We start from the raw sequence: 17,798 nt of genomic DNA, 5'->3' as shown, positions 1-17,798 counted from the left end.
CTTAGTCGAGCAGACGGGCCGTGGCCGCGTCGAGGATACGGTGGGCATACGCGTCGTCATCGACGGACCGCGCCAGCACGAGCGCGCCGACCATCGTGGCGAATGCGGCGAGTGCGTCGTCCGGCGTCGCGTCGGCGTTTTTCCTGCGCATGGCGTCGCCGAGGATGTCGACGAAGGTCTTGACGCCCGCCTCGAAATGGCGCGGCAGCTCCGGGCCGTGGCGGGCCGCGTCCGGGCCGAGCGAGGCGATGACGCAGCCGGTGCCCACGCGGCCGCGGTGGCCCGGCGTCAGGTAGCGGCGCACGAGGGTCGCATAGGCGCTCTCCCCGGCGTCCGCCGCCGCGCGCCGCCAGCCGTCGATGCCGGTCTCCAGCGCGCGGTCGCACGCCTGGGCGATCAGGTCGTCCTTGGACGTGAACTGCTTGTAGAACGCGCCGTGCGTGAGGCCGGCCGCGGCCATCAGCTCGGCGAGGCCGACGCCGTCGAAGCCCCGTTCGCGGAACAGGCGGCTGGCGGCGTCGATGACGGCCTGGCGGTTTTCCTCCGCCTGGATTCGATTGACTCGCATGGTTTCCTCCAAAATGGATGTCAATCATAATCCATTTTCCAGAATAGATGTCAAGCACAATCTATTTTTACTGCCGTAAAATACGTACTTTCGACAACGCAGCGCCGTCCGCCATGCACATCAATCCCGAACGCAGCACCCGCCCCGACTACGACCTGCTGGTACGCCAGGTCGCCAGCGTCCTCGAGGGCGAGCGCGACCTCATCGCCAACGCGTCGCAATTCTCGGCGCTCGTGTACGACACGCTCGCCGACCTGAACTGGGCCGGCTTTTACCTCACCGTGCCCGCGAAATCGGGCGACGGGCAGGACCTGCTCGTCGGCCCGTTCCAGGGCAAGCCCGCGTGCGCCCGCATTCCGTTCGGCCGCGGCGTGTGCGGCACGACGGCCGTCAAGCGCGAAACCATGGTCGTGCCGGACGTGCACGCGTTCCCGGGCCACATCGCGTGCGATTCGGCGTCGAATTCGGAAATCGTTATCCCGCTCGTCAAGAACGGCAGGCTGGTGGGCGTGTTCGATATCGACAGCCCGCTGCTCGACCGCTTTGCCGGCGAGGACAAGGCCGGGCTGGAGGCCATGGTGGCGGCGTTTCTCGAGGCGACCGACTGCTGATTCCGGATACAATAACCGCCTGACCTTTCTCTCCCCCGCATCATGAACCAACTCGAACAGCTCAAGCAGTACACGACCGTCGTCGCCGACACCGGCGACTTCCAATCGATCAAGGCCTACGCACCGCAGGACGCGACGACGAATCCGTCGCTGATCCTGAAGGCCGTCCAGAAGCCGGAATACCGTCCGCTGCTGGAAAAGACGATCGCCGACTTCCCGGACGCATCGACCGAGGAAATCGTCGACCGCCTGCTGATCGCGTTCGGCACCGAGATCCTGAAGTTCGTGCCGGGCCGCGTGTCGACCGAAATCGACGCCGCCCTGTCGTTCGACACGGAAGCGACGGTCGCCAAGGGCCGCGAACTGATCGCCCTGTACGAAGCGGCCGGCATCGAACGCTCGCGCGTGCTGATCAAGATCGCGTCGACGTGGGAAGGCATCCGCGCCGCCGAGATCCTCGAGAAGGACGGCATCCGCTGCAACCTCACGCTGCTGTTCTCGCTGTGCCAGGCCGTCGCCTGCGCCGAAGCGGGCGTGCAACTGATCTCGCCGTTCGTCGGCCGCATCTACGACTGGTACAAGAAATCCACCGGTACCGACTACCAGGGCGCGGACGATCCGGGCGTGCAGTCGGTCAAGCGCATCTACCAGTACTACCGCAAGTTCGGCTACAAGACCGAGGTGATGGGCGCGAGCTTCCGCAACACGTCGCAGATCCTGGAACTGGCCGGCTGCGACCTGCTGACCATCTCGCCGGACCTGCTGCAGAAGCTGGCCGACACCGAAGGCGCCGTCGAGCGCAAGCTGGTGGCGGACGCGAATGCGGACATCGAGAAGATCGCACTCGACGAAAAGACGTTCCGCTTCATGCTGAACGAAGACGCGATGGCGACCGAGAAGCTGGCCGAAGGCATCCGCGCGTTCTGCGCCGACTCCGGCAAGCTGAAGAAGATGATCGAAGAGATGCGCTGATCCGCACGGACCGCACAAGTAAGACGGCAGCCTGCGGGCTGCCGTTTTTCGTTATGTCGCTATGGCGCGGATCAGGCGCGTGCCAGCGCGGGCACCGTCTGCCGGCCCGCGACACGTGCCGGCTGCGGCGCCTCGAACGCCTCCAGGCGGAACACGCTGACCAGCTGCCCCAGCGCGGCCGCCTGTTCCTGCAGGCTCTGGGCCGTATGGGCCGCCTGCTGCACGAGCCCCGCGTTCTGCTGGGTCACCGTGTCCATCTGCGTGATGGCCTGGTTCACCTGCTCGATGCCGGCGCTCTGTTCGCGGCTCGCGTGGCTGATCTCGGCCATGATCGCATGCATTTGCTGCACGCTGTTCAGCACCTCGGTCATCGTCACACCCGCTTCCGTGACGAGCACATTGCCCGCCTCGACCTGCTGCACCGAACTGCCGATGAGTTCCTTGATTTCCTTCGCGGCGGCGGCCGAACGCTGGGCGAGATTGCGCACTTCCGTCGCGACGACGGCGAAGCCGCGGCCCTGCTCACCCGCACGCGCCGCTTCGACGGCGGCGTTCAGCGCGAGGATATTCGTCTGGAACGCGATGCCGTCGATGACGGCGATGATGTCGACGATCTTCTGCGACGATGCGTGGATCGAACCCATCGTGTCGACGACGCGCGCCACGGCCGCGCTCCCCTTCTGGGCGACGCCGGCCGCGGTGTCGGCCAGCGCGTTCGCCTGGCCCGCGTGGTCGGCGTTCTGCTTCACGGTCGACGTCAACTCCTCCATCGACGCGGCCGTCTCCTCCAGCGAGCTGGCCTGCTGCTCCGTGCGCGACGACAGGTCGAGGTTGCCGCTGGCGATTCCGTCGGACGCCTGCGAGATCGTCGCCGTCGCGCCGCGCACGTCGCCGACGATCTTCGCCAGGTTGTCGCGCATGGATTTCATCGCGCACAACAGGCTCGAATCGTCGCCTGCGCGCGTGTCGACCCGCACCGCCAGGTCGCCGGCGGCGATGCGCGCCACGATCTCGGTGGCGTAATCCGGCTCGCCGCCGAGGCGGCGCATCAGCCAGCGCGTGAGCAGCATGGCGCCGCCGGCGCCCAGCCCGACGCTGCCCAGCACGAGCGACACGATCCACATGCGCGACGCCGTGTAGCGCGCATTGCCCTCGACCGCCGCGGCGCGGCCGCCTTCCGTGTACATGTCGACGATCTTGTCGACGTGGCCCCGCAGCGCGACGACCAGCTTGTTCGACTCGCCGCGGATCAGCTTCTTGGCCAGCTCGGCGTCGCCTGCGCGGGCCGCGGCCCGGATTTTGGCGTCTTCCGCCATATAGCGATCCCACATCTCCAGCAGGTCCGCATACGTCTGCTTTTCCTCGGGCGATTCGAGCAATTTCACGTAATCGTCCTGCATTTCGTGGAGGTCATCCAGGTCTTTTGCAATGACCTTGTCATATTTATCCATTTCCGTCTGTTCGCTGGAAATGATGTATTGCAATTCGCGCGTGCGGATACGTGCAATCTGCGATTTGATGTCTTCGATGACGCGAATACCGGGCATCCAGTGCGATGACAATTTCATCGACGTGTCATTAACTTGTGCTAATTGCCATATTGCGACACCGCCAACAAGCGCGGTTAGCGCAAGGACAGCGGCAAATGCAATTCCCAATTTAGTAGCGAGGCGCAAGCTTGATAAATATCTCATGTTGACGTTTGAATATGTTGACCTGCATGTTACAATGTTTCCCTACGTCAACCATGATAACGCACATGAGTTGTCTACACATCCCTGTTTTTCATTCTTGTCGAGTTTTTGCGACACCTCGTTCTTGATTTCAGAACGTAACATTTTCGCACAACGATATTTAAATACGAGGAATTAGATTGCGAAAAAACATTGGCATCTTTTAGAATTTAAAAACTTACCTAACGGCAACTTTTGGAGTTCTTTACATGCTCACTTCCATTTCCCGCATTGGCAAAATCGTATTCGCCAACGCTGCCATCGACTGGAATACCGACCTCGATTCCATTGTCGAAATCCTGTTGAAACATTTTGATAGTTTTAATGGGAATGGCTTTTATGCGCATCCCAATGAGGTGCAATTGCGCACCGAATTGGGGCGTGTTCCGGTATTGGCCCATTTCACCGAAGGATTACTCGGCCTGCGCACGCACGGTGCAGTGATTCATAACCTGGGCCTGGCCGGACTGCCGGAAGAACGCCGCAACGCGGCCCTGTACGCGCTGACCCTGATGCTCGGCTATCCCACCTCGACGGACCAGCGCACCGGCCGCGTCGCGTGGGATGTCCGCGCCAGGCCCGCCACGGAAGGCGGTAGCCGCTTCACGACCTTCTCCGAGCGCGTCGGCAACGCCGACATGCACACGGATTCGTCGTTCTATCCGATGCCCGAAGAGCAGTTCGTCCTGTACGTGGTGCACGCCGCACGTTGCGACGGCGGCAAGTCGCTGCTGGTCGACGGCGACGACATTTACGACGCGCTGCAGCGCACGGACGAAGGCCGCGCCGCGTTCGACCTGCTGTGCACCACGCCGGTGCCGTTCCGCGTCCCGGCCGTGTACGCGGCCGGCGAGGAGACCGTCGAAGTCCACGTGGCCCCGGTGTTCGGACCGGTCACGCGTGCCGCGTCCCGCTACAGCGTGAAGCCGGCGCCGCGCTTCGCGATGCGCTGGCGCTACGACTCGATCCTGAAGGGGCTCGACGCCCGCCCCGACCTGGCCACGCCCGCGCTGTGCGACGCGCTGGCGCTGATGAACGAGGTGGTCGAAAAAGGCGCCGTGCGCTTCGAGGAACAGCTGCCGGACGACACGCTGATGCTGGTCGATAACCACCACATGCTGCACGGCCGCACGACGTACACGGACGAGCGCCGCCACCTGATCCGCATCCGCATCTCGGATGTGCCGAACGCCGAACGCATCGGTCCATCGGGAGTGGCAAGGGACTGATATGACAGAAACTGTTCTGACCCGCGGCGGCATCGCCAATGCCGCGGCCCAGGCGCCCGCCGACGGCCTGCCCGCGGCGCGCCGCCGCTGGGCGATGCTGGCCCTGATGACGGGCGTCTCGATGGCGTCGCTCGACACGGCGATCGCCAACACGGCCCTGCCCGAGCTGGCCCGGCAACTGCACGCCGGCGCCGCCGCCTCCGTCTGGATCGTCAACATCTACCAGTTGGCGATGGTCGCCACGCTGCTGCCATTCGCGGCGCTGGGCGAGCGCGTCGGCTACCGGAGAGTCGCCACGGCCGGCCTGGCGCTGTTCACGGTGGCATCCTTATTATGTGCGCTGGCGTGGAACCTGCCCCTGCTCGTGGGCGCGCGCCTGCTGCAGGGCCTCGGCGCCGCCGCCCTGATGGGCGTGACGACGGCGATGATGCGCGCCATCTATCCGGCGCACCTGCAGGGCCAGGGCTTCGGCCTGAATGCCCTCGTCGTGGCGGTGGCGTTCGCCGTCGGTCCCACGCTCGCATCGCCGATCCTGGCGCTGGCCTCGTGGCCGTGGCTGTTCGCCATCAACGTGCCGATCGGCGCCGCGGCGTTCGTGCTCGCCCGCCGCGTCCTGCCCGACAACGCGCGCGGCAAGCACGGCTTCGATGCCGGCGCGGCGCTGTGCAACGTGGGGGCGTTCGGCTTCCTGATCCTGTTGCTGGGCGATGCGGCGCATGGCGTGCCGCCCGCGCGCCTGGGTCTGGAGGCCGTGGCGACGGCCGCGTTCTTCGCGCTGCTGCTGCGGCGCCAGCGCGGCCATGCGGCGCCGATCCTGCCGACGGATCTGCTGGCGCGGCCGCTGTTCGCGCTGTCGGCGCTGACGGCCGTGTGCACGTTCGCCGTCCAGAGCCTTGCGTTCGTCGCCCTGCCCTTCCACTTCGAGCAGGTGCTCGGCCGTTCGCCCGTCGAGACGGGCTTCCTGCTGACGCCCTGGCCCGTGCTGGTCGGGATCATGGGCCCGATCTCCGGCCGTTTGTCCGACCGCCATGAATCCGGGCTGCTGGCGGGGATCGGCCTGCTGGTGCTGTGCGCCGGCATGGCGGCGCTGCTGTGGATGCCGGAGGCGCCGTCCACGTTCGCCATCGCATGGCGCATGGCGGTGTGCGGCATCGGGTTCGGCCTGTTCCAGGCGCCGAACATGAAGGCGATCATGGGCAGCGCGCCGCGCGAACGGGCCGGCGGCGCGAGCGGCATCGTCGCGACGGCGCGCCTGACGGGCCAGGCCTGCGGCGCCGCGCTGGTGGCGGGCTGCCTCGTGCTGTCGGAGCGCCATGGCACCACGTATGCCCTCGCCGCCGCGGCGGGCATCGCGTTGCTGGGCGCCTGCATCAGCTTTGCGCGGCTGCACCCGCGCACGAAAGGCTGAAGAGTAGCCGGGATCACTGCGTGAACGCGATCAGTTCGATGTTCAGTTCACGCATCCCGGCTGGCGCATAGATCGCGATCGCTTCCGCTTTCAGCGCATTTTCGTAGAGCCCGTTCCTGGTCGACACCGAGAAATAATAGGTGTCGGGCCGGACCGGGACCGCGGCCGGCACCTGCGGCATGTGGGTCAACGCGATGCCGGGAAGGGCCGACGCCACGATGCGTTCGATGTCGTCGGGCGATCCGATCTTGAACCGGATCGGCACGGCGGACACCAGTTCGAGCGCCGGCATGTCCGCACTCACGGCCAGGCAAAGCTGCGTGTCCTGGGCCAGCTTCGCCGGATCGAGCGCGCCTCTGAAATGCGTGCGGCGATTATCCTCGGCCACGAGCGGAATCGTGAAATACCTGGCCGAGATGACGGTATCGACGAGGTCGCGGATCAACGCATCGAGCTGTGCGAACGTGACGCCGGGATCCGCGTGGTCGTAGGCCGGCAAGTCCGGCGTCGCGTACCGGTCCGAAAATGTCATCAGGCCGCCCGCAAGCGCGAGCAGCTTCTCGTACAGCGCTTCCGGGTGCTGTACGCGGGAACGCGCGCAGTGCTGCAGGGATGCGTTCGCGGTGCTGATGACGTTCAGCATCCACCAGGACGTGATGTCGCTGGCGTGGACCTCGTAGGTGGACGCGTTCGTCTTCCGGTGCGCGGCATGAAGGGACACGATCTTCGCGGTCAATGCGCTCATCAGGCCGTCGAGCAGTTGCTGGAGCGGACGGGCAGCACTGATCGCCACGCACGGCGGGACAAACGTCGGATCGACCTCGAAACCGCCACGCGGATCGCGATGGAGGCGCAACACGGGGAAACTGACGTGGCCATCGCGCGGCTCGGCATGCGAAACGAGCCGGGCCCGCTTCTTCAGGAACGGCACGTCGATCGGCACCGCGTCGCTGAACAGGTCGGATGTCTCCGACTCGGCCAACGCGTAACGACCGCCCTCCTCCGCATTCGCGCCATGCGGCCGAATGGTCGGAAGCGCGGCATACATCGTGAACGTATTGATCTCCGGGGGCAGTCGGGCCAGGTCGACCGGGACCGGCAACAAGTCCGTCGCGGGGGCCTCGTAGACCGCCCCGTCCGGGAAGATCAGCGACATGGCCTGCGCTTCGAGCAGATTATGGCCCAACGCATCCATATTCCACTCCAGTAGACGTGCGCCCCAGAAATTCGGATTGAGCGCCGACACCATCCTGAGCAGCCGCGTCTCGTGGTACAGGTCCTGCCGCTGGAAATGCTGGGGTCCAAGCGTCAACCCCTCGGACCACAAGATCTTCGCGCCCAAGCTCATCGTTGCCTCCTCGTTCAAAATTCGCTCAGGAAAGCATGGCGGGCATTGCGCATCGGTCCGTTGAGAGGGCGCAACTTTATTCTCGGCAAGAGGGGAATAATGGCGGCTTTAAAGGAAACCAGCATGCAGAGTTTCACGCCAGGTCTGTTCGACCGTCTGGATGCCGATGACGATACCTCGCACGCGTGGAAGGAGAGTATTACACGCGACCTGGAAGCGCTCCTCAACACCCGTTCTGCCTTGCTGCCCGATACGCTGGCCGGCTATCCCGAAGTCAGCGGATCCATCGTGAACTACGGCCTGATCGACTTCGCCGGCATGTGCATGACGAGCGACACGGACCAGAAACGCATCTGCACCGCGGTCCGGCTGGCGATCGAACGGCACGAACCGAGGCTGCACAAGGTGACGGCGACGCTGCAGCCGAGGAAAGGCGCCATCAACCGGGTCGACTTCGTGATCACCGCCCAACTGAAAAACGCGCCGGCGGCCGATCCGATGCACTTCAACGCCGTGTTCCAGCCATCGCTCCAACGCTATTCGATCCAGAGCGTGCGTAACGCTCCATAGGCACACACATCATGGACGAACTGTTTGCGCAATACGAACGCGAGCTCGTCACCATGCGGCAGCTGTGCCGCGAATACGCCGAGCGCTATCCGAAAGTCGCGGCCAAGCTGCAACTCGGTGGCGAGGCGTGCGACGATCCGCATGTCGAACGCCTGATCCAGTCCGTCGCCCTGCTGTGCGCCAGGGTGTCGAAACGTCTGGATGACGCCTATTCGCAATTTACGGAAGCGCTGCTCAATCTCCTGTTTCCGCATTATCTGAGGCCGTTTCCGTCGTGCGCGATCGTGCGCTTCCTCCCGGCCGCCGGCGGCGGCACCGGAGCCGTGCCGCGCGGGACACTGCTCGAATCGGCACCGGTCCGCGGCGTGCATTGCAAGTTCCAGACCGCATACGATGTCGCGCCATCCGCGGCCGCCATCACGTCCGCCCGCTTCGATGCGGTGATCCGCGCGCCGTCGTCGACCCGGGTCGCGCCGGGCGCGACGGCGGCGATCGGCATCGAGTTCGCGGCCCCGGTTCAAGCCGGCGCGCCTGGGCCCATGCGGATTTATCTCGACGGTGACGCTTCATTCTGCGCAGCGCTGCGCGATGCGCTGTTCATGCGCACGGCGTCGGCTTACGTCCAGGCGGGCGCGGACGGCGCCTGGATGCCGCTCGCCGCGATACCGGTTTCGGCGGTCGGGTTTGACGACGACGACGCCCTGATCCCGTTCGACGCGCGCTCGCACCGTGCCTACCGGCTCTTCGCGGAGTATTTCGCCTTCCCGGAAAAATTCAACTTCTTCGACATCGACCTCGCCGCGCTCCGCGCGCGGCTGCCGTCGGACTGCACCGGCTTCACGCTGCACCTGGCGCTGGCGGGCATCACGCCGGGGTCGGACCAGGCCAGGATGCTCGCGGGCCTGTCGGCACATAGCCTGCTCACCGGCTGCACCCCGGTCGTCAATCTGTTCAGGCAGCCGGGGGTCCCTGTCGGATACACGCAGCGCACCGCGGAATACTCGGTCCTTGCCCATCCTGCGCATGCATCCGGGTACGAAGTGTATTCGGTCGACAGGGTCCACATGGTGCGGCAGCGCGGCAAGGACATCGCGCCCATCGAATTCCGCCCCTTCTATGCGCTGCGCCATGGCGAGAGCGATGCGCACAAGGGCCGCTACTGGATACTGCGCCATGACGACACGCTGGCGGTCACCAGTCCGGGCCATGAAAAAGTCATCGCGCTCGTCGATACCTGCGGCGAGCCGCTCGAGGTCGAGCAGACGACGCTGTCGATCGACCTCACCTGCACCAACCGCGACCTGCCCTGCCTGTTGAAATGCGGGTCGACCGACGGCGACCTGACGATACCCGGCGCGGCGCAGGGTGGGAGGATACGTTTCCTGCGCAGGCCCACGCGTCCCCATCGCCTGGCAAACGGCCAGGGCGCACATTGGCGCCTCATCTCGCACCTGACGCTGAACCACCGCGCCCTGGCGCTGGAAGGAGCCGACGGCCTGCGCGAGATGCTCGCGCTGTACGACTTCACGGGATCCGCTGTATCGCGGCGCCAGATCGCCGGCGTCGTCGCCCTGGAACATGTCGAGACGACAGCGTGGCTCAGGCACAAGCGCGGAGCCTCACTGGCACACGGGACCGAAGTGCGCCTGACGATCGACGAGGAGGCCTTCGTCGGCGCCGGCCTCCACCTGTTCGTGCAGGTCATCGACCAGTTCTTCGCGCTGTACGTCCAGATGAACGGTTTTATCGAGCTGGTGATCCTGTCACACCAAACCGGAGAGGAGCTGTTCCGATGCAAACCACGAAGTGGGAGCACGCCGCTGTCATGATCGAACGCCTGCTCGCGGCACCGTACCGGTACAGCTTCGCACAACTGCTGAACATCCTCGTACGCATGCTGCGCCGACAGGGTATTCCGTACTCCCAGGCGTTCAACCAGGTGCTGCGCTTTCAAAACAGCGTGTCGCTGGCTTTTCCGGCAAGCGAGATCGAAAGCATGCAGGTCGAATCAAGCGCCACTGCCGCGCTCCCTCGTATTCACATCACCGCCGCATTCATCGGATTACTGGGCGCGAACGGCACGTTGCCGCTGCATGACACCGAACGGGCAGCCGCCAGGACGGGCGCGGCCGCCGACGAAAGCTGGAAGCCGTTCATCGACCTGTTTTCGAACCGGGCCATCGGCCTGTTCTACGAGGCGTGGGGAAAATACCGCGTCGAGCACGGCCTGGACACGCGCGCCCGGGACGATCTGCTTCCGCTCCTGGCCGCATTGGGTGGTCTTCGGCCCACGAGTTTCGGACCGGCCCGCCCCTTCGAATCGATCCCGGCGGAAGTCGCCGCCTTCTACGCCGGCTTGCTCAGGACACGCCCGATTGCCGCTTCGACCGTGGAACGTGTTCTCGGCGAGTACTTCGGCATTCCCGTGCGTATCGAAGAATTCGTCGGCGCCTGGGATCCGATACCGGCCAGGATCCGCAGCACGCTCGGCGTCACCGATCCGACCCTCGGCCATGGCGCCGCGCTGGGTGGGCGCATGTGGCGGAACGACTTGCGTGTCCGCCTGCATATCGGCCCTCTGGATGAGGAACAGGCGAACGCGTTCCTGCCACATGGGCGGGCTCACGCGGCATTGAAAGAGATGGTCAGCCTGTTTGCCGTGCCCGCCGTCCAATATGAAGTCAGGCTTTTGCTGAGCAAGCCGTGTCTCAAGCCGCTGACCTTGAGGACCCAAGGGCAAGATCGGCGACGTCTTGGATGGAACTCATTCCTGACCGGTACGGAAGGCAAGGCGAGCCGGCCGGAGATTCGAGCGGTCCTTGCTGCCAATCAAAGTTAGCCGCCATCCGGCTGAGTACCTTAACCGGCGGAAATCAAAAACCTGACAAACCATTGGAGGCGTTCCATGGATGGGAGTCAAGCGATCGCGGCAGGCGCCGCGCTGTCGGTGTTCAGTCTCGATGCGCAGCACGACCGCTTGATGCGCCTGGAATTCCCCCGGGGCGACGGGCCTGATCCCATCCTCCTGCCGAATCGATTGAGCGCGCACGAAGAAATCTGCCGCTGCTTCCGCTATGAGGTCGAACTCTTGTCGGACGACGCACGGATTCCCCTGAAGGCGATGATGGGCAGGATGGTGACGATTTCCATCGTGCGCGAAGACGGCTCGTTGCGCTACTTCAACGGCTACGTCACGGAATTCCGTTTCCTGCGCGCCGACGGCGGTTTCGCGTTTTATCGCATGGTGCTCGAGCCCTGGCTGGCCTTTGCCAGGCTGCGCAAGGACAACGTGTCGTTCCACGGCAAGAGCGTCATCGAACTGACGGAACTCACCTTTGCCCATTACCGCCAGGCCGACTGGCATGCGGCCATCGTCGGCGACTATCCGCGCATGACCTGCGCCAACCAGTACGACGAGACCGACTACAACCACCTGCACCGCCGCTGGGAAGATCTCGGGCTGCACTACTGGTACGAACATCGGGCAGATGGCCACACGCTCTGGCTCAGCGACAAGAGCACGCTCGCGCAGCCCATCGATCCGTCCGGGATCGACGATTCGGGAGAGATCCCGTTCCGCGACAAGGCCGGTTCGGTCGAAGACGACGGCATTCGGGAATGGAGTCCAGTGCGGCGGATCGGTTCCGGCCAGACGACCCTGGCCAGCTTCGATTACAAGAATCCGGTGGCGCAGCGGTCGACCGCCGAATCACTGAATGACCAGGGCGACGTCTTTCCATACGAGATCTACGAAAACACGGGTTCCTACGGTTTCCGCACCAACGACGACGGCGAGAAACTTGCGCAGCAGCGCATGGGCGAGCGCGATGCGAACACCCAGTATTTCGAAGCCCGCGGCAACGACCGTACTGCCCAGCCGGGGCGGTGCTTCAAGCTCGGCGGCCATTTCAGCGCCGAGCTGCGCGTTCCCAAGCGCGGCGAGCCGGCCCAGCCCAGCATACGCGACCGCGACTACCTGATCCTGAGCGTCGACCACGAAGCCAGCAACAACTACCAGGCCGGTCCGGGCGCGCCATCGCATTACGAGAACACGTTCCGGTGTGCGCGCAAGGATATCCAGTGGCGTCCGGGCCGGTACTACAACAGCAAGCCTTGCACCTATCCCGGCGTCCAGACCGCCATCGTCGTCGGGCCTGATGGCTCGGAGATCCACACCGATGGCTACGGGCGGGTCAAGGTCCAGTTTCATTGGGACAGGCTAGGTAACTATGACGAGAACAGTTCGCCCTGGCTTCGAGTCATGTCGCCGGGGGCCGGCAGCGAGTTTGGGAATATTCGCTTGCCGCGGGTTGGTGAGGAAGTGGCGGTGGTTTATCTCGATGGGAATATCGACCATCCGGTGATTCTTGGGGCGTTGTACAACTTCACGCACATGCCGCCGTGGCAGTTGCCGGAGCAGCAGGCTTTAAGCGGGTTGCGGAGCCGGGAGCTGCAATCAGGCGAAGGCAGTGGGCGAGGTAATCACCTGATACTCGACGATACCGCCGGCAAGATCCAGGCGCAGCTGAAAAGCGATTATCAGTGTAGTCAGTTGTCGCTCGGCCATATCGCCCGTATTGAGGACGCTAAAGGCCGCAAGGATTTGCGGGGCGAAGGGTGGGAACTGCGGACCGACGGGCACGGAGTTGCTCGTGCCGCGAAAGGCATGCTGATTACCACCGAAGCGCGACAGGCCGCGAAAGGGCCGATAAAAGACTTAAATGAAACGGCAGCGCGACTTGCTGCTGCTGCGAAACAGCATCAAAGCATGGCGGAGACGGCGAAGGAAAACGGCGCCCAGGACCCCACCGAGAGCCAAGTCGACGTGGCTCACCAGTTACAGATCCAGTACGGAGCGATACACGGTAGCGCTGATGACGACCGCTTTCCTGAGTTGTCCAAGCCCCACCTAGTGCTAGCTAGCCCTACGGGTATCGCTACGGCAACGGGCGGCGACACTCACATAACCAGCGACCAGCATACGAGTCTCACAACCGGGAAAAATCTTGCGTTCGCCGCCGGGACAAATTTCTTTGCCAGCGTTCGCCAAGCGTTCCGACTGTTCGTTCAGAAGGCCGGCATCAAGTTGATTGCCGCTTCGGGGAATATCGACGTCAAAGCTCTTTCAAACTCAATTAACGTGCTGGCAAAACTCGAAATAACACAATGTGCTAATCGCATCATGGTTACTGCCAGAGAGGAGATTGTGATCAACGGAGGGGGAAGCTATGCCAGGTTCTCCAGCGGCTCTCTTGAGCTCGGCACGACTGGAGCTTTTACCGTACATGCAGCGTCACACAGCCTGCCCGGTCCACAAAACATGAGTGTCGACGCTGTACTGGCTGCCGCGCGGTTCGGATCATCCATCGCAAGCGAACATATCTGCAACGAACTTTTGGCAACCACAGCATGGGCCGAATTCAAGCTGATTGATCAAGAAGGTCCAATACCCAATGAACGCTTTGTGCTCACTGACCCGAACGGCAAAAAACATACCGGCAAGGTTGACGACGAAGGCAACGCCCGTGTTGAACAGATTCCAATGGGGCGCTGCAAAGTCGAGTTTCCAGACTTGGGCTATTCAGTTGAGGTCGCGACGACCTGATCTATAACCCTATCGCGACCACGTGCCCAAATAATTTCCCAAAGACGATACATTGTGCCGACCGTCAACGCTACCGCTAAAATCGCAAAGGATGGCGTCAACATTATAACCAACCAGGCCACCAAAATTCTGGTTCAAGCACCGGCAATCGAGATCCTGATCGGAGGTCCCTATATTAGCGAAGGTGAAGAGCACACATACGGTCACGTTGCATTACGTGTAGTTACCGCAAGCGATGAGCACGTGTACGACTTCGGGCGTTACGCAGGGGAAAGAGGGCCTTTCGGTCAAGGCAGATTGCGCGTCTGGACGGATTTTTCAAAATATATCGCCTCAGAGAATGCAACAGGAAGAACCACTACCGGCTTCCTTTACCGAGTAACATCTGAAGCGGCCAAGCAGGTTAACGCTCATTTCGACGGTCTTATCGGGGATCGCCCAGTACTGAGAGCATACGCCAACTATCGAAAGGAATACCGCCTCGCTGTGGACTATCATGCCCTAACAAACAACTGCACAACAACATCCATGGGCGGCGCACGTATCGCAATAAAGGATCTTGATTATAACGGTATCAAATACAATCAAGGAAGGGGCATGAGCACGGCTGAGCAATATGCAGCGAAAATCGCAGGCTGGCCGACAGCGATCTTTATGCCTGCCGACCTAAAACAAATGCTCGAAGAAAACCCGGCTCATCGTCCCGACAAGGTTGAGAAATTTGGCGGTAGCAAATGAAGAAAAAAACAACATTTTTAACGACGGCAGCCATTCTGATTGCCATTGGCAGTTCCATTCCTTTTATCTTGAATAAAATCATGACCAGCAAATCCATCTACCGTCTGACTGAACCGATGCTGATAGCAACCCCAAAAGGGGCCCCATACTATATGATCCCGGCAGGCACGGCGCTCCATTTTCAACGAGGCTTTGACGAAGGTCATCAACTCTACACGATTGAAGTCCTCGCAAAGGGAAAGCTCCCGGCTGATCGAATCACCGAAAAGGATGTTGAAGCAACTTGGCTGGACCCTATTGCTGCGGACGATGTGTCCAGAATTCTCCAGCAATATCCTTTGTCGAAAGAGGAACTTATTCGGATTCTGAAAGCCAAAAAGTTGACGCGCGATGACTTGGCCCAGATCGTTCGTGAGTGGACGGACGACTGAAGGTTACAGCCGCTTCAGGCAGATCCAATCGATATTTCGAAGTCAATCTTGAGGCTACCGCCAGTGCGATCATGATTTACCCTCTTTAGCTGCTCCGAATTGTCGAACCGAATGAACTGCCGAAGTTACTGGAAGAATACCGTTACAAAGAGCGCGATAATGGAAATTCCCAAGACTCGAAAGACCACGAAGACAGAGCCGGTTCAAATTGCGCAAGAGAGCCGGACGAGTAAGCTCTATTGTCACGATATCGACGCGAGCAAATATGCCATTAAAGATAATCACAGTCGGCGACAAAACCGACCATGGCGGCACAGTGATCAGTGGTTCTCCAACCCACGACATCCGGGGACGCGCTATCGCCAGGCTTGGCGATCAGGTCGACTGCCCACAGTCGTATCCCGGCGGTAAACCGCATGGCGTGAACAAGATCATCACCGCACACAGCACATTCACCGTCAACGGCACGCCAGTGGCGGTCGAGGGCTGTGCAACGGAATGCGGGTGCAAACTGCTCGGGAGCTTGCCGGCAACGGTCGGCTAAAGCTCCTGTCGCTAGCTGCGTCCGCTCCGCAACCCCTCCAGATACGGATCAATCACACACTTCCCCAACGCCAGCAAATCGAAATCCTGCGGATCGAACATCCAGTTGCGAATCAACCCATCGATCATGGTCCACAACCCCAGCGCGACCTGAGTCGGATTCACGTCGCGCGAGATCAGGCCCTTGTCGATGGCCAGCCCGATCCGCCGTTCGGCCCGCGCCATCCAGTTCGCCATATTGTCCTTGCGCCGCTGCCGCACCGCATCCATCTCCCCGACGAATTCCACCTTCAACGTGGCGATCTCGAACACGCGGCGCGCGCCCGGATCGTTGACCGTCCGGTCCAGCACCGCCAGCATGTGGTTGCGCAGGTCGACGAGGGGGTCGTCCGACTCCACCTGGTCCAGCACCTGCATCTCCGCCTCCAGCGGCAGGATCGCCCGCTCCATCATCGCGTTGAACAACGCACCCTTGTCGTCAAAGTGCCAATAAATGGCGCCGCGCGTCACACCGGCCGCGGTTGCGATATGCTGCAACGTTGTACGAGAAACACCCTGTTCGACGAACAATTTTTCAGCAGCATCCAAAATGCTGTCGCGGGTCGCTGCCGCTTCTTCCTTGGTTCTGCGGGCCATCCGCCTGACTCTCCGTTTTTATAGGTAGGAAACATTAAACATACACTCGTGATAGTATATCGGGGTTTTTCCAAAAGTCAGTAGTAAAACCGCCTGTTGTGCCGAAGAAGTGTCGCAGGACGGTTTTATTCTTTTTTCCACAAGAAGGAAGCATTGAATGCGCTCTGCCAACTCCTCCTCCCTCACCCTGTCCAGGATCGCCGCGTGCACCCTGGTCGCCGTGGCCATGCTGTCGGCCTGCGGCTCCAAGGATAACGCCCAGGCCGGTCCCGGCGCCGCTGGCGCCAAGATGCCACCTCCCCAGGTCGGCGTCATCACCACGAAGATCCAGCCGGTCGCACTCGAGACCGAACTGCCGGCCCGCGTCGAGGCAATCCGCACGGCCGAAGTCCGCGCCCGCGTCAACGGCGTCGTGCTGAAGCGCCTGTTCACCGAGGGCAGCTTGGTCAAGCAGGGCCAGTCGCTGTTCCAGATCGATCCGGAGCCCTACCAGGCCCAGTTGAACGCCGCCCAGGCCGCGCTCGGCCGTGCCCAGGCGAACCTGACGTCGACCTCCGCCACGGTCGAGCGCTACAAGCCGCTCGTCGAGGCGCAGGCCGTCAGCAAGCAGGAATTCACGAACGCCGTCGCCGCCCAGAAGCAGGCCGAGGCGGACGTCAATTCGGCCAGGGCCCAGGTGCGCATCGCCAAGATCAACGCCGACTACGCGAACGTGTACGCCCCGATCTCGGGCCGCATCGGCCGCGCGCTCGTGACGGAAGGCGCGCTCGTCTCCGCCACCGAAGCGACGCAGATGGCGCTGATCCAGCAGACCGACAACGTCTACCTGAACATCACCCAGTCCGCCACCGAACTGCAGCGCCTGCGCAAGAACGCCGGCGACAAGGGCTTCGGCGGCAGTGTACCGGTCACCGTCGTCGCGGACGACGGCACCGTGCTGCCGACGAAGGGCAAGCTGCTGTTCTCGGACATCACCGTCGACCCGACGAGCGGCCAGATCACCTTGCGCGCTCAGACGCCGAACCCGGACAATGCCCTGCTGCCCGGCCAGTACGTGCGCGTGCGCCTGGCGCAGGCCGAGCTGCCGAACGGCATCCTCGTGCCGCAGCAGGCCGTCACCCGCGGCGGCCCGAACGGCGATACGCTCACCGTGATCGGCGCCGACAACAAGCCGACCCCGCGCACCGTGAAAATCGGCTCGCAGAACGGCGAGAACTGGGTCGTCACGGATGGCCTGAAGGAAGGCGAACGCGTGATGGTGGACGGCTTCCAGAAGCTGCAGATGCTGCCTCCGGGTACGCCGGTGCAACCGGTGCCGTGGACGCCGGCAGGCGCCCCGGCAGCCCCTGCAGTCCCGGCCGCGGCCGGTGCGCAGGCACGCCAGTAAGAAGGCAAGGCTAGATAAA

Annotated in this window: 16 protein-coding genes; 12 read left to right on the top strand and 4 right to left on the bottom strand. The window is 62.7% G+C overall.

Features of this window, described 5'->3' with window-relative positions; translation table 11 throughout:
• Window position 1 precedes the first annotated feature (1 nt).
• Entirely contained in the window at window positions 2–568 is a 567-nt protein-coding gene (locus ACEN9H_RS04840; protein ID WP_413673945.1) for a TetR/AcrR family transcriptional regulator, read from the bottom strand.
• A gap of 113 nt (window positions 569–681) precedes the next feature.
• Between ACEN9H_RS04840 and ACEN9H_RS04835 the strand changes: the two genes are divergently transcribed.
• Together ACEN9H_RS04835 and tal are read left to right on the top strand one after the other, a co-directional pair.
• The gene (locus ACEN9H_RS04835) at window positions 682–1,179 is read left to right on the top strand and encodes a GAF domain-containing protein (protein WP_413673944.1); all 498 of its coding nucleotides are present in this window, start codon (window positions 682–684) and stop codon (window positions 1,177–1,179) included.
• A 42-nt stretch (window positions 1,180–1,221) separates the two neighbouring features.
• Window positions 1,222–2,151: a transaldolase gene (gene tal / locus ACEN9H_RS04830; protein ID WP_413673943.1), complete on the top strand. Its 930-nt coding sequence runs from the start codon at window positions 1,222–1,224 to the stop codon at window positions 2,149–2,151.
• Between the two features lie 71 nt (window positions 2,152–2,222).
• On the opposite strand, the gene ACEN9H_RS04825 is transcribed toward tal, so the two are convergent.
• Entirely contained in the window at window positions 2,223–3,845 is a 1,623-nt protein-coding gene (locus tag ACEN9H_RS04825; protein WP_413673942.1) for a methyl-accepting chemotaxis protein, read from the bottom strand.
• A 401-nt stretch (window positions 3,846–4,246) separates the two neighbouring features.
• Between ACEN9H_RS04825 and ACEN9H_RS04820 the strand changes: the two genes are divergently transcribed.
• A complete protein-coding gene (locus ACEN9H_RS04820) occupies window positions 4,247–5,113 on the top strand; it encodes a TauD/TfdA family dioxygenase (protein WP_400189794.1) in 867 nt (288 codons plus the stop codon).
• Between the two features lies 1 nt (window position 5,114).
• On the top strand, window positions 5,115–6,521 hold the full coding sequence (locus tag ACEN9H_RS04815) for an MFS transporter (RefSeq protein WP_413673941.1): 1,407 nt from the start codon (window positions 5,115–5,117) through the stop codon (window positions 6,519–6,521).
• A 13-nt stretch (window positions 6,522–6,534) separates the two neighbouring features.
• On the opposite strand, the gene tssK is transcribed toward ACEN9H_RS04815, so the two are convergent.
• Window positions 6,535–7,869: a type VI secretion system baseplate subunit TssK gene (gene tssK, locus ACEN9H_RS04810; RefSeq protein ID WP_413673940.1), complete on the bottom strand. Its 1,335-nt coding sequence runs from the start codon at window positions 7,867–7,869 to the stop codon at window positions 6,535–6,537.
• 123 nt (window positions 7,870–7,992) lie between these two features.
• Here tssK and tssE point away from each other — a divergent pair, with 123 nt between their 5' ends.
• From tssE to ACEN9H_RS04775, 7 genes are all read left to right on the top strand, one after another.
• Window positions 7,993–8,439, top strand: a complete 447-nt coding sequence (tssE, locus tag ACEN9H_RS04805) for a type VI secretion system baseplate subunit TssE (protein ID WP_371767729.1) — start codon at window positions 7,993–7,995, stop codon at window positions 8,437–8,439.
• Between the two features lie 11 nt (window positions 8,440–8,450).
• Window positions 8,451–10,268: a type VI secretion system baseplate subunit TssF gene (gene tssF / locus ACEN9H_RS04800; RefSeq protein WP_413673939.1), complete on the top strand. Its 1,818-nt coding sequence runs from the start codon at window positions 8,451–8,453 to the stop codon at window positions 10,266–10,268.
• Window positions 10,232–11,278, top strand: coding sequence for a type VI secretion system baseplate subunit TssG (gene tssG, locus ACEN9H_RS04795; protein ID WP_413673938.1), 1,047 nt, complete (start codon window positions 10,232–10,234; stop codon window positions 11,276–11,278). Before tssF ends, tssG begins: the two co-directional genes overlap by 37 nt.
• Before the next feature lie 66 nt (window positions 11,279–11,344).
• Complete coding sequence (locus ACEN9H_RS04790; RefSeq protein ID WP_413673937.1) at window positions 11,345–14,044, top strand: type VI secretion system Vgr family protein; 2,700 nt, start codon at window positions 11,345–11,347, stop codon at window positions 14,042–14,044.
• Window positions 14,045–14,098: 54 nt separating this feature from the next.
• On the top strand, window positions 14,099–14,782 hold the full coding sequence (locus tag ACEN9H_RS04785; protein WP_413673936.1) for a hypothetical protein: 684 nt from the start codon (window positions 14,099–14,101) through the stop codon (window positions 14,780–14,782).
• Window positions 14,779–15,213, top strand: a complete 435-nt coding sequence (locus ACEN9H_RS04780) for a hypothetical protein (protein WP_413673935.1) — start codon at window positions 14,779–14,781, stop codon at window positions 15,211–15,213. Before ACEN9H_RS04785 ends, ACEN9H_RS04780 begins: the two co-directional genes overlap by 4 nt.
• 265 nt (window positions 15,214–15,478) lie before the next feature.
• Window positions 15,479–15,757 carry a PAAR domain-containing protein gene (locus tag ACEN9H_RS04775; RefSeq protein WP_413673934.1) on the top strand — a complete coding sequence of 93 codons (279 nt, stop codon included), beginning with the start codon at window positions 15,479–15,481 and terminating at the stop codon, window positions 15,755–15,757.
• A gap of 11 nt (window positions 15,758–15,768) precedes the next feature.
• Here the strand turns inward: ACEN9H_RS04775 and ACEN9H_RS04770 are convergent, their stop codons facing one another.
• Window positions 15,769–16,392, bottom strand: a complete 624-nt coding sequence (locus ACEN9H_RS04770; protein WP_371759958.1) for a TetR family transcriptional regulator — start codon at window positions 16,390–16,392, stop codon at window positions 15,769–15,771.
• Window positions 16,393–16,549: 157 nt separating this feature from the next.
• Here ACEN9H_RS04770 and ACEN9H_RS04765 point away from each other — a divergent pair, with 157 nt between their 5' ends.
• Window positions 16,550–17,779 (top strand): efflux RND transporter periplasmic adaptor subunit, encoded by a 1,230-nt coding sequence (locus ACEN9H_RS04765; RefSeq protein WP_413673933.1) that lies wholly within the window; start codon window positions 16,550–16,552, stop codon window positions 17,777–17,779.
• Window positions 17,780–17,798: the final 19 nt, after the last annotated feature.

This window comes from Massilia cellulosiltytica (assembly GCF_047325105.1).
Classification (GTDB): Bacteria; Pseudomonadota; Gammaproteobacteria; order Burkholderiales; family Burkholderiaceae_D; genus Telluria; species Telluria orientalis.
Note: the sequence above shows the minus strand (reverse complement) of the source record. Positions and strands in the feature narration are given on the sequence as shown.

Excerpts from the sequence above, each read along its gene's own strand:
- ACEN9H_RS04840 (WP_413673945.1), bottom strand. The coding sequence starts at position 568 with ATGCGAGTCAATCGAATCCAGGCGGAGGAAAACCGCCAGGCCGTCATC.
- ACEN9H_RS04835 (WP_413673944.1), top strand. The coding sequence starts at position 682 with ATGCACATCAATCCCGAACGCAGCACCCGCCCCGACTACGACCTGCTG.
- tal (WP_413673943.1), top strand. The coding sequence starts at position 1,222 with ATGAACCAACTCGAACAGCTCAAGCAGTACACGACCGTCGTCGCCGAC.
- ACEN9H_RS04825 (WP_413673942.1), bottom strand. The coding sequence starts at position 3,845 with ATGAGATATTTATCAAGCTTGCGCCTCGCTACTAAATTGGGAATTGCA.
- ACEN9H_RS04815 (WP_413673941.1), top strand. The coding sequence starts at position 5,115 with ATGACAGAAACTGTTCTGACCCGCGGCGGCATCGCCAATGCCGCGGCC.
- tssK (WP_413673940.1), bottom strand. The coding sequence starts at position 7,869 with ATGAGCTTGGGCGCGAAGATCTTGTGGTCCGAGGGGTTGACGCTTGGA.
- tssE (WP_371767729.1), top strand. The coding sequence starts at position 7,993 with ATGCAGAGTTTCACGCCAGGTCTGTTCGACCGTCTGGATGCCGATGAC.
- tssF (WP_413673939.1), top strand. The coding sequence starts at position 8,451 with ATGGACGAACTGTTTGCGCAATACGAACGCGAGCTCGTCACCATGCGG.
- tssG (WP_413673938.1), top strand. The coding sequence starts at position 10,232 with ATGCAAACCACGAAGTGGGAGCACGCCGCTGTCATGATCGAACGCCTG.
- ACEN9H_RS04790 (WP_413673937.1), top strand. The coding sequence starts at position 11,345 with ATGGATGGGAGTCAAGCGATCGCGGCAGGCGCCGCGCTGTCGGTGTTC.
- ACEN9H_RS04780 (WP_413673935.1), top strand. The coding sequence starts at position 14,779 with ATGAAGAAAAAAACAACATTTTTAACGACGGCAGCCATTCTGATTGCC.
- ACEN9H_RS04775 (WP_413673934.1), top strand. The coding sequence starts at position 15,479 with ATGCCATTAAAGATAATCACAGTCGGCGACAAAACCGACCATGGCGGC.
- ACEN9H_RS04770 (WP_371759958.1), bottom strand. The coding sequence starts at position 16,392 with ATGGCCCGCAGAACCAAGGAAGAAGCGGCAGCGACCCGCGACAGCATT.
- ACEN9H_RS04765 (WP_413673933.1), top strand. The coding sequence starts at position 16,550 with ATGCGCTCTGCCAACTCCTCCTCCCTCACCCTGTCCAGGATCGCCGCG.